The sequence below is a fragment of the Streptomyces sp. NPDC020422 genome, from assembly GCF_044386705.1.
Taxonomy (GTDB): domain Bacteria; phylum Actinomycetota; class Actinomycetes; order Streptomycetales; family Streptomycetaceae; genus Streptomyces.
Genome location: NZ_JBIRVJ010000001.1, coordinates 79,491 through 93,703, shown reverse-complemented (window position 1 = coordinate 93,703; position 14,213 = coordinate 79,491). Strand labels below are relative to the sequence as shown.

The window sequence follows — 14,213 nt, the reverse complement described above, 5'->3', positions numbered from 1 at the left end:
CATGACGCCCCCGGCCCTCGCCGGCATCCGTTTCTCGGTCCTCGACCGCTCCCGCACCCGCGAGGGCGAGGACGCCGGCCAGGCGCTGCGCGACACCGTGCGACTGGCCCGGGAGGCGGAGGCGCTGGGCTACCACCGCTTCTGGGTGTCGGAGCACCACAGCGTGCCGGGGGTGGCCGGTTCGGCGCCGACGGTGCTGGCCGCGGCCGTCGCGGGCGCGACCTCGCGGATCCGGGTGGGCACGGGTGGGGTGATGCTGCCGAACCACCAGCCGATGGTCGTGGCCGAGCAGTTCGGCGTCCTGGAGTCCCTCTTCCCCGGGCGGATCGACATGGGCCTCGGCCGTTCCGTCGGCTTCACGGACGGCATCCGGCGGGCCCTCGGCCGGGACAAGGAGGACGCGGACCGGTTCGGCGAACAACTGGCGGAGTTGCTCGGCTGGTTCACGGGCGACCGGACCGCCCATCCCGAGGTGCACGCGCGCCCCGCCGAGGGGTTGCGGGTGCCGCCCTTCGTGCTGGCCACCGGCGAGGGCTCGGCGATCGCGGCGGCGGCCGGGCTGCCGCTGGTGATCGGGGACCTGCGCGGACGCTCGCGGCTGCTCGCCGCCATCGACTCCTACCGGGCCGCGTTCCGCCCGTCGGCCTGGTCGCCCGAGCCGTACGTGGTGGTGGCGGGCACGGTGGTGGTGGCCGGGACGGACGAGGAGGCGCGGCGGCTGCTGATGCCGGAGGCGTGGTCGCTCGCGTACTCCCGGACACGGGGCGTCTTCCCGCCGCTGGCGCCGCCGGAGCGGATCGAGCAGCTGGAGGCGGCCGGGGCCGACGGGATGACGGAGAAGCAGCGCGGCTTCTACGCGTCGGGGCTCTCCGGCCACATCCACGGGACGAAGGAGCAGGTCGTCGAGGCGCTGGCGGCGGCGGTGAAGGAGACCGGGGCGCAGGAGGTGCTGGTGACGACGAGCACGTACGACCGGGGCGCGCTGCTCGACTCGTACCGCGGGCTCGCCCACGCGGTGGGCCTGACCAGGGCAAACGCGAAGGGCCGCCTAGACTCGTCGGATGCACGACCGCACTGACGCCACACCCCCGCCCGCGGCCGACTCCCCGTCCGCGCTCCCGTCCGCCCCGGCGTCCGGGGCGCACGATCCGTTCGTCCGCGTCCGGGGCGCTGGCGAACACAACCTCAAGGGCGTGGACGTCGACGTCCCGCGGGACGCGCTGACCGTGTTCACGGGGGTGTCGGGCTCGGGCAAGTCCTCGCTCGCGTTCGGGACGATCTACGCGGAGGCCCAGCGCCGCTACTTCGAGTCCGTGGCGCCGTACGCCCGCCGGCTCATCCACCAGGTGGGGGCGCCGAAGGTCGGCGAGATCACCGGACTGCCGCCGGCGGTCTCCCTGGAGCAGCGCAGGGCCGCGCCGAACGCGCGCTCCTCGGTCGGCACGGTGACGACGCTGTCCAACTCGCTGCGGATGCTGTTCTCCCGCGCCGGTACGTATCCGCCGGGGGCGCCGCGCCTGGACTCCGACGCCTTCTCCCCCAACACCGCCGCCGGGGCCTGCCCCTCGTGCCACGGCATGGGCCGGGTGCACGAGACCAGCGAGGAGCTGCTCGTACCGGACCCGGGGCTGTCGATCCGCCAGGGCGCCATCGCCGCGTGGCCGGGCGCGTGGCAGGGCAAGAACCTGCGGGACGTGCTGGACACCCTGGGCCATGACGTGGACCGGCCCTGGCGCGAGCTGGACGCGAAGGACCGGGAGTGGATCCTGTTCACGGACGAGCAGCCCGTGGTGACGGTCCATCCGGTACGGGAGGCGGGGCGCATCCAACGCCCCTACCAGGGCACGTACATGAGCGCCCGGCGCTATGTGATGCACACCTTCTCGGACTCGAAGAGCGCCACACTGCGGGCGAAGGCGGAGCGCTTCCTGACCAGCAGTCCCTGCCCGGTGTGCGGGGGCAGCCGGCTGCGCCCGGAGGCGCTGGCGGTGACGTTCGCGGGCCGGACGATCGCGGAGCTGGCGGGGCTGCCGCTGACCGATCTGGCGCGGACGCTGGAGGGCGCGCTGACGGGGCCGGCGGCGGGCGGCGCCTCGGAGACCGCCCGGGTGCTCGCCGAGGACCTTCTGGCGCGGATCGGCACGGTCACGGAGCTGGGCCTCGGCTATCTGAGCCTGGACCGGGCGACGCCCTCCCTGTCCAACGGCGAGCTCCAGCGCCTGCGGCTCGCCACCCAGCTGCGGTCGGGGCTCTTCGGAGTGGTGTACGTGCTGGACGAGCCGTCCGCCGGTCTGCATCCGGCGGACACCGAGGCGCTGCTCGTGGTCCTGGACCGGCTGAAGGCCGCGGGGAACACCGTGTTCGTGGTCGAGCACCATCTCGATGTGGTGCGGCACGCGGACTGGCTGGTGGACGTGGGCCCGCGGGCCGGGGTGCACGGCGGCCGGGTGCTGCACAGCGGCCCGCCGCACGGACTCGCCCAGGTGCCCGACTCGGCGACCCGCCGCTTCCTCTTCGACCGGGCGCCCGGCCCCGTGCGCGAGGTGCGCGAGCCGTCCGGGCTGCTGCGGACCGGGCCGGTCACCCGGCACAATCTGCGCGGTCTCGACGCCGCCTTCCCGCTGGGCGTGCTCACGGCCGTCACGGGGGTGTCCGGTTCCGGCAAGTCGACCCTGGTGAGCGTGCTTGCGGAGGGAATCCCAGGGGTGGAGCGGGTGGTGACGGTCGATCAGAAGCCGATCGGCCGCACGCCCCGGTCCAACCTGGCCACGTACACAGGTCTGTTCGACGTGGTGCGCAAGCTCTTCACCGCCACGGACGAGGCCCGGGAGCGCGGCTACAAGGCGGGCCGCTTCTCGTTCAACGTGCCCGGTGGGCGCTGCGAGACCTGCCAGGGCGAGGGCTTCGTCTCCGTCGAGCTGCTGTTCCTGCCGAGCACGTACGCGCCGTGCCCGGACTGCCGGGGGGACCGCTACAACCCGGAGACGCTCCAGGTGCGGCTGCGCGGCCTCACCATCGCGGAGGTGCTCGACCTGACGGTGGAGTCGGCCGCCGAGTTCTTCGCACAGGTCCCGGCGGCGGCCCGGGCCCTGCGCACCCTGCTCGACGTGGGCCTCGGCTATCTGCGGCTCGGCCAGCCCGCGACCGAGCTGTCCGGCGGGGAGGCGCAGCGCATCAAGCTGGCCTCCGAGCTCCAGCGGCCGCGCCGCGCGCACACGCTGTACGTGCTCGACGAGCCGACCACGGGGCTCCATCCGGCCGATGTGGAGGTGCTGATGCGCCAGCTGCACGGCCTGGCCGACGCCGGTCACACCGTGATCGTGGTCGAGCACGACATGGACGTGGTCGCCACCGCGGACTGGGTGATCGACCTGGGGCCCGGCGGCGGCGACGCGGGGGGCCGGATCGTGGCCGCGGGCCCGCCCGCCGAGGTGGCCCGGGCGGCGGAGAGCCGGACGGCTCCCTATCTGGCCCGGGCCCTGGGCCTCGCACGCTAGGCGGGACCCTCCCGAGGCGGCCTAGGCCGCCGTGTCGAAGGTGTAGTGGCGGGTGTGGTCCAGCATGTCCGCCGGGGTCACGTCGTTCCACGGGCGCATGGTGTCGTGGAGGTCGACGACGTTCGCGGTGCCCGCGGCCGGCAGATAGGCCGACTTGGGGTGCCGGGCCTGCCACTCGGCCCACAGCTTGTCGATGAAGGCGTGGTGCATCCAGAAGACGGGGTCGTTCGGGGAGACGCCGGTGGCCATCTGCCCGCCGACCCAGACGTGGACGCGGTTGTGGAGGTTGACGCCGCGCCAGCCTTCCAGGTGGTTGCGGAAGCCGTCGGAGGAGCTGTTCCAGGGTGCGGTGTCGTAGGTCTCCATGGCCAGGACGGAGTCGACCTCGGCGCGGGTGGGCAGCTGCCGGCCGCCGGCCCCGAGGTCGCGCCGGAGGTAGTCGCGGCCGTCGACGCGGACGTTGACGGTCCAGCGGTTGCCGGCGCGGGCGAAGGCGCCGTCGGTGACCTGCCCGTCGCGGGCTCTGCCGGTGCCGCCGAGGAAGTCGGGGGCCCAGAGGGAGGAGCGGGCGGTGCGGTCGGCGGTCCAGTCCCAGTAGGGCAGGGTGACGGTCGCGTCCACGGACTGCAGGGCCTGCTCGAACTCTATGAGGAAGCGCCGGTGCCAGGGCAGGAAGGACGGCGAGCGGTGGCCGACGCGGTCGCCGCTGTCGGTGTCGCTCATGATGAAGGCGTTGTGGGTGGTGACGAAGGTGTCGTAGCGGCCCGAGCGCTTGAGTTCGAGGAGGGCGGCGACGAGACGCCGCTTCTCGTCGGCGGTGAGCGTGGCCTGGTTCTTGCGTACGGTCATGGCGGTGTGGCTCCCGGAGGTCAGGCGAGGGTGAGGGGGACGAGCGGGGCGCCCTGGAGTTCGCGGACGGCCGCGCGGGCCACCGCCTTGGGCGTGGCGACCGGCTCGTAGTGGTTGATGACGCTGATCCAGGTGCCGTCGGCGTTCTGCATCACGTGCAGCTCCTCGCCGTCGATCGTCACGGAGTAGCCGCCCCCGTGATGCCCCCCGTGGTGGCCGCCCCCGTGCGTGGGGCCGCCCTTGATGCGGCGGCCCTGGTAGACCTCGTCGAAGGCGGCCGGCTCCGCGCCGGCCGCGGCGGCGGTGCCCGGCGTGGCGGCGCCGGCGGAGCCGGCCAGGGCGAGGCCCGCGGCGGCACCGGCGGCGCCCGCGGCGACTCCCAGGGCCCGGCGACGGGTGATGCTGGACATGAAACCCCCAAATGGACTGGTACGACGGGGGTTTGGTCATATGCCCCCGGCAGTGCCCATGAGTACCCGGAGGTGTCGGCGCGCCGGAAATCGACCGGAACGGGTTGGCCGCGATATGGACAACTCGCCATGATCAGTACAGCCTTGAACGGAGTTGATCTTGCGGTTCGGGGGCACGGAAACGCCCCGGAACGAAAGTTCTGTGAAGATCACGACGATCTCGTGAACGATCTTTCGTTCCGGGGCGCCCGACGTGGCGGGGCTCACGCTCCCAGCCTGTCCGGAATCAGCGCACCTTCCGCCTGGCCCGCAGCCATTCCTTGTTCATCGCCGCGATCGACGGCAGCGGGATGCCCTTGGGGCAGGCGGTGGCGCACTCCCCGGTGAGGGTGCAACCGCCGAAGCCCTCGGCGTCCATCTGGGCGACCATGTCGAGGACACGGGTCTCGCGCTCGGGGGCACCCTGCGGCAGCACGCCCAGGTGGTTGACCTTGGCGGAGGTGAAGAGCATCGCCGAGCCGTTCGGGCAGGCGGCGACGCACGCGCCGCAGCCGATGCACTCGGCGTGCTCGAAGGCGAAGTCCGCGTCGGCCTTGGGGACGGGGGTGGCGTGGGCCTCGGGGGCGGAGCCGGTCGGGGCGCTGATGTAGCCGCCCGCCTGGATGATCCGGTCGAAGGCGGAGCGGTCGACCACGAGGTCCTTGACCACGGGGAAGGCGGCCGCCCGCCAGGGCTCGACGTCGATGGTGTCGCCGTCGCGGAAGGAGCGCATGTGCAGCTGGCAGGTGGTGGTGCGCTCGGGACCGTGGGCGTCGCCGTCGATGACCAGGCTGCAGGCTCCGCAGATGCCCTCGCGGCAGTCGTGGTCGAAGGCGACGGGATCCTCGCCGCGCAGGATGAGGTCCTCGTTGAGGGTGTCCAGCATCTCCAGGAAGGACATGTCCGGGGAGATGCCGTCCACCTCGTAGGTGGACATCGCGCCTTCGGCGTCGGCGTTCTTCTGGCGCCAGACGCGCAGGGTGAGCCTCATGCGTAGCTCCGCTGGGTGGGGTGGACGTACTCGAAGACGAGGTCTTCCTTGTGCAGGACGGGGGCGCCGTCGGCGTCGAACTCCCAGGCGGCGACGTACGAGAACTCCTCGTCGCGGCGGGCGGCCTCGCCGTCCGGGGTCTGCGACTCCTCCCGGAAGTGGCCGCCGCAGGACTCCTCGCGGTGCAGGGCGTCGAGGCACATCAGCTCGGCGAGTTCGAGGTAGTCGACGATCCGGTTGGCCTTCTCCAGGGACTGGTTGAACTCCTCTCCCGTGCCGGGCACCTTGATGCGCCGCCAGAACTCCTCGCGGATCTCGGGGATCCGGCGCAGCGCCTTGCGCAGGCCCTCGTCCGTGCGGGCCATGCCGCAGAACTCCCACATGAGCTCGCCGAGTTCGCGGTGGAAGGAGTCGGGGGTGCGGTCGCCGTCGACGGCGAGCAGGAGGTGCAGCCGGTCCTCGGTCTCGGCGAGGACCTCCCGTACGGCGGGGTGCTCGTCGGTGACGGGCTCGCTGTGCGGGTGGCGGGCCAGGTAGTCGTTGATGGTGGCGGGGAGCACGAAGTAGCCGTCGGCGAGGCCCTGCATGAGGGCCGAGGCGCCGAGGCGGTTGGCCCCGTGGTCGGAGAAGTTGGCCTCGCCGACGGCGAAGAGGCCGGGGACCGTGGTCTGGAGGTCGTAGTCGACCCAGAGCCCGCCCATCGTGTAGTGCACGGCGGGGTAGATCCGCATCGGCACCTCGTAGGGGTTCTCCGCGGTGATCCGCTCGTACATGTCGAAGAGGTTGCCGTACTTCTCCTCGACCCTGGCCCGCCCCATGCGCCGGATGGCGTCGGCGAAGTCCAGGTAGACCCCCTGGCCGCCGGGCCCGACGCCGCGTCCCTCGTCGCAGACGTTCTTGGCGGCGCGGGAGGCGATGTCGCGGGGGACGAGGTTGCCGAAGGAGGGGTAGATGCGCTCCAGGTAGTAGTCGCGCTCGTCCTCGGGGATCTCGCCCGCGGGGCGGGTGTCGCCCTGGGCCTTGGGGACCCAGATGCGTCCGTCGTTGCGCAGCGACTCGCTCATCAGGGTCAGCTTCGACTGGTGGTCGCCGGTGCGCGGGATGCAGGTGGGGTGGATCTGGGTGAAGCAGGGGTTGGCGAAGTAGGCGCCGCGCCGGTGGGCCCGCCACACGGCGGTGGCGTTGGAGTTCATGGCGTTGGTGGACAGGTAGAAGACGTTGCCGTAGCCGCCGGTGGCGAGGACGACCGCGTCGGCGTAGTGGGTGGAGATCCGGCCGGTGACCAGGTCGCGGGCGACGATGCCGCGGGCGCGCCCGTCGACGACGATCAGGTCGAGCATCTCGGTGCGCGGGTGCATCTCGACGTTTCCGGCAGCGATCTGCCGGGACAGCGCCTGGTAGGCGCCGAGGAGGAGCTGCTGGCCGGTCTGGCCTCGGGCGTAGAAGGTGCGGGAGACCTGGACGCCGCCGAAGGAGCGGGTGTCGAGCAGTCCGCCGTACTCGCGGGCGAAGGGCACGCCCTGGGCGACGCACTGGTCGATGATCTCGACGGAGATCTGGGCGAGCCGGTGCACGTTGGACTCGCGGGCGCGGAAGTCGCCGCCCTTGACGGTGTCGTAGAAGAGGCGGTGTACGGAGTCGCCGTCGTTGCGGTAGTTCTTGGCGGCGTTGATGCCGCCCTGGGCGGCGATGGAGTGGGCGCGGCGCGGGGAGTCCTGGTAGCAGAACTGGACGACCTGGTAGCCCTGTTCAGCGAGGGTCGCGCCGGCGGAGCCGCCGGCGAGGCCGGTGCCGACGACGATGATCCGGTGGCCGCGGCGGTTGGCGGGGTTGACCAGCTTGGCCTCGAAGCGGCGGGTGTCCCAGCGCTCGGCGACGGGGCCGGTGGGGGCCTTGGTGTCGGCGATCGGCGCGCCGAGTACGTAGTCAGCGGCGTTCATGTCAGCTCACCACTCCGGTCATGACGGCGACGGGGACGGAGACGAAGCCCGCGGTCAGGACGAGCGCGAGGGCGTTGGCCAGGAACTTCAGGACGCGTTCGCGGCGGGCGTTGCCGACGCCGAGGGTCTGGGCGGCGCTCCAGAAGCCGTGCCGGACGTGCAGTCCCACGGCGAGCATGGCGACGATGTAGACGGTGTCGCCGTACCAGGTGGAGAAGGTGTCGACGACGTTCTGGTAGGGCTTGCCCTCCTCGAAGCCGCCCGGGTGGGCGGTGCCGGTGGTCAGGTCGAGGAGGTGCCACACGAGGAAGAGGGCGAGGATGACGCCGCCCCAGCGCATGGTGCGGGTGGCGTAGCCGGATCCCCTGCGGCGGTGCACGTACGCGGTGGGGCGGGCCCTGAGGTCGCGCCGGCTGAGCTGGTACGCGGAGACGATGTGGGCGACGACGGCGGCCAGCAGCACGATCCGGGCGATCCACAGGCCCCACTGGTGGTGGAGGACGGGGGCGCCCATGGTGCGCAGCCAGTGGCCGTAGGCGTTGAACTCCTCGGGTCCGAAGAAGACCTTGAGGTTTCCTGCCACGTGGGCGACGAGGTACGCGAGCATCGTCAGGCCGCTGACGGCCATGACGGTCTTCTTGCCGATCGTGGACGCCCAGAAGCCCCGGGTGGGGGCGGCGGGCGGCCGGCCCGCCGACGGGGCGGCCTTCCGGTCGGTCTTGGTAGCCAGAGCCATGCCAGCGACGGTAGGGGCGAAGGACCCGAGAGGTCCAAGACATGGTTCGGCTGATCTCGATAGGAGAGGCCTATGATGCGGGGTAGGCTGGGTCTCATGCAGTTCCAGCAGCTCCTCTACTTCGTCGCCGTCGCCGAGACCCGCCACTTCACCCGGGCCGCCGAGCGGGTGCACGTCTCCCAGCCCTCGCTCTCCCAGCAGATCAAGGCGCTGGAGCAGGAGCTCGGCGCGGAGCTGTTCAGCCGGGCCCGGGGCAACATCGCGCTGACCGACGCGGGCGAGGCGCTGCTGCCGCTGGCCCGCCGGATCCTCGCCGACACGGACACCGCCCGGCACGAGGTGCAGGAGCTGGTGCAGCTGCGGCGCGGCCGGGTGCGGCTGGGGGCGACGCCCAGCCTGTGCACGGGCCTGCTGCCGGACGTGCTGCGCACCTTCCACGACCTGCATCCGGGGATCCGGCTGCTCATCGAGGAGGGCGGTTCGCACGATCTCGTACGGGAGCTGGCGCGCGGGGCGCTGGATCTGGCGCTCGTGGTGCTGCCGCTGCCGACGCCCTCGCCGGCCCTGACCACGGTGGAGCTGCTGACCGAGGACCTGGTGGTGGTCTCCGCGGCCTCGGCGCCCGCGCCGCGGCGGCCGGTGCGGATCGCCGACCTGCGCGAGCAGCCCCTGGTGATGTTCCGGCACGGCTACGACCTGCGGGAGCTGACCGTGGCCGCCTGTCGGGCGGAGGGGTTCGAGCCCTCGTTCACGGTGGAGGGCGGCGAGATGGACGCCGTCATCGGATTCGTGCGGGCGGGGCTCGGCGTCGCCGTCGTCCCGACGATGGTGGCGGCCCGCGCGGGCCGCGACCTGAGGGTCACGGCCCTGGCCCGGCCCGGGCTGCGCCGCACGATCGCGCTGGCGCACCGCAGCGACGTGGCGCCCCCGAGGGCGGCGCGCGAGCTGCAGAAGCTGCTCATGGCCTCCCGCAAGCAGCCCGCGGCCGGGACGACGGCGGGCTGACGACGGCCGACGGGCCCCGCCTGGTTCGACGCCCGCGGGGCCCGCACCGCTCCCCGCGGGCCGGGCGCTGCCCACGGGCCGTCGCCGGCGGGCCCGAGCGGCGGGTCAGCCCTGGGCGGCGGTGATGTTGACCATCCAGGGGACGCCGAAGCGGTCGGTGCACATGCCGAAGACGTCGCCCCACATCTGCTTGTCCAGCGGCACGGCCACCGCGCCGCCCTCGGACAGGCGCTCCCAGTAGCCCCGCAGCTCGGCGTCGTCGTCACCGCTGAGGCTGACGGAGTAGTTGGCACCGTCCGCGCGCGGCATGTCCGGCGGGTTGTCGGCACCCATCAGGGTGAAGCCGCTCGGGGTCTCCAGCATGCCGTGCATGATCTTCTCGGCGAGCGGGGTGTCCGCCTGGCCGAACGAACCGTAGGTGTTGAGCGTGAGCGTGCCGCCGAACACCTCCCGGTAGAACTCCATCGCCTGCCGGGCGTCGCCGCCGAAGGTGAGGTACGGGTTCAGTCGCGAGGCCATGCGAACCTCCTGGATCGGGTGGGGACCTCGGATGCGCGCACTGTAACCCCGGCCTCCGACAACGGCAGGGCGACGGTGTCCGCCCGCCTGTCACGGCGGACACCGCACCCGCCGGGCCGGGCGGGACCTTCCGGACCCGGCCTAGACGGCGTCGGCCAGCACCAGGGAGTGGATCCGGTCCGGGGCGCCTGGGCGGGCGTAGTACCAGCCCTGGGCGGTGTCGCAGCCGAGTTCGCGCAGCTGCTGGGCCTGCGCGCCGGTCTCCACCCCCTCGACCGTGACCGCGAGCTCCAGGCTGTGGGCCAGCTGCACGATCCCCTCGACGATCTTCAGGTCCACCGGGTCCACCGGGTGCTGCTGCATGCCCTGCGTGAAGGAGCGGTCCAGCTTGAGCACGCTCACCGGCAGCCGGCGCAGGTTGGCGAGGTTGGAGTAGCCGGTGCCGAAGTCGTCGAGCGCGATGTCCACGCCCATCTCGGCGAGCTGCCGCAGCGGCTTGAGCAGGTCGTCGTCGGCGCCGATGAGCGCCGACTCCGTCACCTCCAGGCAGAGCGCGCCCGGCTCCAGCCCGGAGCGCTCCAGGACGTCGACCGTGTCGGCGACGAGCCGCGGGTGGTGCAGCTGGGTCGGCGACAGGTTGACGTTGATGCGCAGCGGGCCGCCGTCGGCGTGCCGCTGCTGCCAGAACCGGGCCTGCCGCACGGCCTCCTGCAGCACCCAGCGGCCCAGCGGCACGATGAGGCCGGTGTTCTCGGCGAGCGGGATGAAGCGGTCCGGGCCCAGCACCCCGTGCTGCGGGTGGCACCAGCGGACGAGCGCCTCGGCGCCGTGCACGCTGCCGTCGCCGAGGTGCACGAGCGGCTGGTACTCGATGAAGAACTCGCCGCGCTCCAGGGCGGCCGGCAGGGCGGTGGTGAGACCGTGCCGGGTGATGGCCCGGGCATCGGCCTCGGCGTCGGCGAACTCGAAGCGGTTGCCGCCCGCCGACTTGGCCCGGTACATGGTGATGTCGGCGCTGCGCAGCACCTCGGCCGCGGTGCGCTCCCCCGCCGGGCCCTCGACCACGCCGACGCTGCCGCGCACGGTCAGTTCGCGCCCGTCGATGCGGATGGGGGTGGCGAGCGCGGCGAGCATCCGGTCGGCGAGTTCGGCGACCTTGCGCTCGCTGTGCGGACCGGTGGTCAGCGCCACGAACTCGTCGCCGCCCAGCCGGGCCACCATCTCGCCGGGCGCGGTGACCGAGCCCTGCAGCCGGTCGGCGACCTCCACGAGCAGCCGGTCGCCGGCGGCGTGGCCGAGGCTGTCGTTGATGGCCTTGAATCCGTCGAGGTCCAGGTAGCACAGGCCGAAGCGGCTGCCCTCGCCCGGCGCGAGGGTCTTCTCCAGGCGCTCGAAGAACAGCGTCCGGTTGGGCAGTCCGGTGAGCGCGTCGTGCGTCGCCTCGTACCGCAGCCGAAGGTTGAGCAGCCGCCGCTCGGTGGTGTCCTCCATCAGCGCCAGCTGGTACTGGGGGGCGCCGGCCGCGTCGCGCAGCAGCGAGACGGTCAGGTTGGTCCACAGGACGGTGCCGTCGCCGCGGTAGTACGGCTTCTCCACCCGGTAGTGCTCGCGCTCGCCGCGCACCAGCTCGTCGTACAGCCGCCAGACGTGCGGGCCGTCCTCGGGGTGCGACCAGTCGGCGACGTTGCGGCTGAGGACCTGCTGCTCGAAGCCGCCGAACATCCGGGTGAGGGTCTCGTTGACCTCCAGGACGTTGCCCTCGAGGTCCGCGATGCCGATGCCGATCGCGGCGCCCTCGAAGACCGCGCGGAAGCGGCTCTCGGTGGCGTGCAGGGCGAGTTCGGCGGCGCTGCGGGCGGAGAGCGCCGAGTGGGCGATGGACTCCTGCTCGCTGAGGGTCCGTTCGCGCAGGGCCTGCGCGAAGCCGGCGGCCACGGCGTGCTGGAGCCGGGAGCAGCGGGCCCGCAACTCCTCGGCGGTCGCGACCCCGGGGTCGGGCTCCGCGCAGTACAGCACCAGATACGAGTCGACGACTCCGAGGCTGCGGGCCAGCGCGTCGGGGTCGGTGCAGTGCGCCGCGACGAGGGCCTGGCCGACGCGGTGGGCGGGGGCCGTGTCGAAGGGCCGTGCGTGCAGGGCGTCGCACAGCTCGCGGGCGAGCGGCAGCAGGTGCCGCTCGAACTCCTGACGGGTCATCGAGGTCGCGGTGACCGGGAAGACGGCCCTGCTCCAGATGGTCACGAACCGTCTGAGTCTGTCCTCCGGTCCGTCGGCGTCGGCGACGGACCGGGCCGACTGGGGCGGCACCTTCACGCTGTGCGCCCCACCCCTGCGAACCCGGAGAAGGCATAGGGATCCTCCTCCTCGTCCGGACCGTCGGGACGCCACAGGGGCATCGACACGAGTCCGGGCTCGACGAGTTCGGTGCCGTCGAAGAAGCGGGCGATCTCCTCGCGCGGGCGCATCACCAGCGGGTTGCGGATGTCGCGGTAGACGTCGACGGAGCCTTCGGCCCGGTCCTGCGGCAGCGGCACGCCCTCGTAGGAGGCGTGGGTGAGGACGAGCAGGCTGCCGGGGGCGAGCGCGTCGAGGAGTTCGGCGACGAGGGCGGCCGGCTCGTCGGCGTCCTCCAGGAAGTGCAGCACGGCGACGAGCAGCAGGGCGACCGGGCGGTCCAGGTCGAGCAGTCCGGTGACCTCGGGGCTGTCCAGGATGTCGCGGGGCTTGCGCAGATCGGCCGCGAGCACGGCCGAGCGCTCGTCGCCGGCGAGGACGGCCCGGCTGTGGGCGACGGCGACCGGGTCGTGGTCGACGTAGACGACGCGTGCCGCGTCGCTGGCGGCCTGCGCCACCTCGTGGACGTTGCCGAAGGTCGGTATGCCGGAGCCGATGTCGAGGAACTGGGTGACGTCGTGGTCGACGGCGTAGCGGACGGCCCGGCGCATGAAGGCACGGTTCGCCTGCATGATCTTGGGGAGTCCCGGCATGAACGCCATGGCCTTGCGGGCCGCTTCCCGGTCCACTTCGAAATTGTGCGAGCCGCCCAGATAGAAGTCGTACATACGGGACACGCTCGGCACCGAAATATCGATACCCGGCGGAGCCCAGGCGGGACGCTCCATCAAAGTCTCCAACAAGTCGCCATGGGGGATGCGGCCATGTGTTCGCAGCCGACGTTCGAGCTGAGGCTACTGATCGCTTGCCTGGAGAGCGAGTAGAAACGGAAATTCGCGATCCGTTCTTGGTCACACGCCATTGGCACGTGCGGCGGGAACGGAAGAGTTCACGCCTTCGGCCCGTGCACCTTCACGTGCATATGGCCGTGCGGGCGTTCCCCCGCAGTCCGGAGGCGGCGGAGGGGCCCTCGACCGGTCCTCACGGGCGACGAGTACCGGCCACTTCCCGCCCAAGGACTCCCCCGCGCGGGCGACTCCGTGCCATTACGCCCCAATCCGGCGCAACAGCAAGCCCTTTGGGAGCACTGCGCACCAACAGGTCGGCAAAGTCAGCGGAAACGTCAAACCCGTGCACATCGAGATCCCCTCCATCCGGGGAATCCGGGGCCGTTCCGGGCCTACGGCCCGCTTCGTGTGATCAAGCTGCTCGGCGTGTCTCCGTCGTCTCCGCTGTCTCCGTACGTATCGCGCCTGGCGCGGCCCCTGGCGGCCGGCGCCCTCGTGTGGCTGCTGTCCACACCGGTGCCCGTCGCCGCCGACGCCTGTGCCTACGCCTCGACCGGGCCCGGGGGTTCGCACACCTCGGTCTCCGTGATCGGTCCGGGGCCGTGCTTTCCCACGCACCCCCCGCACCCGCCCCACCCGACACACCCACCCCACCCCACGCATCCACCCCATCCCACGCACCCGCCCCGACCGTCCCAGCCTCCCAAGCCGCCGAAACCGCCGAAGCCGACGCCGCCCCCGCCCGCGCCGAAGCCCCCGCCTCCCGTGCGGACCGCTCCCCCGCCGCGGCCGGCCCCGGAGCCCGTGCCGGCCACACCCGAGGCCGAGCCGCCCGCGCCGCCGAAGCCCTCGCCCCCGCCGACCCTGCGTCCGCGCCCGCCCGCGCCCGTCGCCCTGCCGCACTACCGGCGCACGGCGGCCCGGGCGAAGCCGAAGAGCGCCCCGAACGTCCTCACCACCACCCTGCTCGTCACCGCCCCGGCCGTGATCGCGACCGCGATCCTGCGCCCCCGCTCCCGCTGAGCCCGCGCTCCGCCACCGGAGG

General features: G+C 72.6%; 12 protein-coding genes. 4 read left to right on the top strand and 8 right to left on the bottom strand.

The window, feature by feature from the left end:
• The first annotated feature begins 1 nt into the window (after window position 1).
• Both ACH414_RS00430 and ACH414_RS00425 read left to right on the top strand, forming a co-directional pair.
• Window positions 2-1,078, top strand: coding sequence for an LLM class flavin-dependent oxidoreductase (locus ACH414_RS00430; RefSeq protein ID WP_398940748.1), 1,077 nt, complete (start codon window positions 2-4; stop codon window positions 1,076-1,078).
• Window positions 1,062-3,497: an ATP-binding cassette domain-containing protein gene (locus tag ACH414_RS00425; RefSeq protein WP_398940434.1), complete on the top strand. Its 2,436-nt coding sequence runs from the start codon at window positions 1,062-1,064 to the stop codon at window positions 3,495-3,497. The genes ACH414_RS00430 and ACH414_RS00425 overlap by 17 nt, the downstream gene beginning before the upstream one ends.
• 21 nt (window positions 3,498-3,518) lie before the next feature.
• Here the strand turns inward: ACH414_RS00425 and ACH414_RS00420 are convergent, their stop codons facing one another.
• The 5 genes from ACH414_RS00420 to ACH414_RS00400 all read right to left on the bottom strand — a co-directional run bounded on the left by ACH414_RS00420 (window position 3,519) and on the right by ACH414_RS00400 (window position 8,462).
• Window positions 3,519-4,346 carry a tyrosinase family protein gene (locus ACH414_RS00420; RefSeq protein WP_382545134.1) on the bottom strand — a complete coding sequence of 276 codons (828 nt, stop codon included), beginning with the start codon at window positions 4,344-4,346 and terminating at the stop codon, window positions 3,519-3,521.
• A gap of 20 nt (window positions 4,347-4,366) precedes the next feature.
• Window positions 4,367-4,756, bottom strand: coding sequence for a tyrosinase cofactor (locus ACH414_RS00415; RefSeq protein WP_398940433.1), 390 nt, complete (start codon window positions 4,754-4,756; stop codon window positions 4,367-4,369).
• A gap of 286 nt (window positions 4,757-5,042) precedes the next feature.
• Complete coding sequence (locus ACH414_RS00410) at window positions 5,043-5,786, bottom strand: succinate dehydrogenase/fumarate reductase iron-sulfur subunit (protein WP_382545139.1); 744 nt, start codon at window positions 5,784-5,786, stop codon at window positions 5,043-5,045.
• Window positions 5,783-7,726 carry a fumarate reductase/succinate dehydrogenase flavoprotein subunit gene (locus tag ACH414_RS00405; RefSeq protein ID WP_391767996.1) on the bottom strand — a complete coding sequence of 648 codons (1,944 nt, stop codon included), beginning with the start codon at window positions 7,724-7,726 and terminating at the stop codon, window positions 5,783-5,785. The genes ACH414_RS00410 and ACH414_RS00405 overlap by 4 nt, the downstream gene beginning before the upstream one ends.
• A gap of 1 nt (window position 7,727) precedes the next feature.
• Window positions 7,728-8,462 (bottom strand): succinate dehydrogenase, encoded by a 735-nt coding sequence (locus ACH414_RS00400; RefSeq protein WP_382545145.1) that lies wholly within the window; start codon window positions 8,460-8,462, stop codon window positions 7,728-7,730.
• A gap of 96 nt (window positions 8,463-8,558) precedes the next feature.
• Here ACH414_RS00400 and ACH414_RS00395 point away from each other — a divergent pair, with 96 nt between their 5' ends.
• A complete protein-coding gene (locus ACH414_RS00395; protein ID WP_382545148.1) occupies window positions 8,559-9,467 on the top strand; it encodes a LysR family transcriptional regulator in 909 nt (302 codons plus the stop codon).
• 105 nt (window positions 9,468-9,572) lie between these two features.
• On the opposite strand, the gene ACH414_RS00390 is transcribed toward ACH414_RS00395, so the two are convergent.
• From ACH414_RS00390 to ACH414_RS00380, 3 genes are all read right to left on the bottom strand, one after another.
• Window positions 9,573-9,986: a VOC family protein gene (locus ACH414_RS00390; RefSeq protein WP_382545151.1), complete on the bottom strand. Its 414-nt coding sequence runs from the start codon at window positions 9,984-9,986 to the stop codon at window positions 9,573-9,575.
• Between the two features lie 141 nt (window positions 9,987-10,127).
• On the bottom strand, window positions 10,128-12,299 hold the full coding sequence (locus tag ACH414_RS00385) for a putative bifunctional diguanylate cyclase/phosphodiesterase (RefSeq protein ID WP_382545154.1): 2,172 nt from the start codon (window positions 12,297-12,299) through the stop codon (window positions 10,128-10,130).
• Complete coding sequence (locus ACH414_RS00380; protein ID WP_382545157.1) at window positions 12,296-13,108, bottom strand: SAM-dependent methyltransferase; 813 nt, start codon at window positions 13,106-13,108, stop codon at window positions 12,296-12,298. The genes ACH414_RS00385 and ACH414_RS00380 overlap by 4 nt, the downstream gene beginning before the upstream one ends.
• Before the next feature lie 864 nt (window positions 13,109-13,972).
• Between ACH414_RS00380 and ACH414_RS00375 the strand changes: the two genes are divergently transcribed.
• Window positions 13,973-14,191 carry a hypothetical protein gene (locus ACH414_RS00375; protein WP_382545160.1) on the top strand — a complete coding sequence of 73 codons (219 nt, stop codon included), beginning with the start codon at window positions 13,973-13,975 and terminating at the stop codon, window positions 14,189-14,191.
• Window positions 14,192-14,213: the final 22 nt, after the last annotated feature.

Bases quoted from the DNA above. Each gene is read 5' to 3' on its own strand.
- ACH414_RS00420 (WP_382545134.1), bottom strand. From the start codon at position 4,346: ATGACCGTACGCAAGAACCAGGCCACGCTCACCGCCGACGAGAAGCGG.
- ACH414_RS00390 (WP_382545151.1), bottom strand. From the start codon at position 9,986: ATGGCCTCGCGACTGAACCCGTACCTCACCTTCGGCGGCGACGCCCGG.
- ACH414_RS00430 (WP_398940748.1), top strand. From the start codon at position 2: ATGACGCCCCCGGCCCTCGCCGGCATCCGTTTCTCGGTCCTCGACCGC.
- ACH414_RS00395 (WP_382545148.1), top strand. From the start codon at position 8,559: ATGCAGTTCCAGCAGCTCCTCTACTTCGTCGCCGTCGCCGAGACCCGC.
- ACH414_RS00410 (WP_382545139.1), bottom strand. From the start codon at position 5,786: ATGAGGCTCACCCTGCGCGTCTGGCGCCAGAAGAACGCCGACGCCGAA.
- ACH414_RS00405 (WP_391767996.1), bottom strand. From the start codon at position 7,726: ATGAACGCCGCTGACTACGTACTCGGCGCGCCGATCGCCGACACCAAG.
- ACH414_RS00415 (WP_398940433.1), bottom strand. From the start codon at position 4,756: ATGTCCAGCATCACCCGTCGCCGGGCCCTGGGAGTCGCCGCGGGCGCC.
- ACH414_RS00425 (WP_398940434.1), top strand. From the start codon at position 1,062: ATGCACGACCGCACTGACGCCACACCCCCGCCCGCGGCCGACTCCCCG.
- ACH414_RS00380 (WP_382545157.1), bottom strand. From the start codon at position 13,108: ATGGAGCGTCCCGCCTGGGCTCCGCCGGGTATCGATATTTCGGTGCCG.
- ACH414_RS00400 (WP_382545145.1), bottom strand. From the start codon at position 8,462: ATGGCTCTGGCTACCAAGACCGACCGGAAGGCCGCCCCGTCGGCGGGC.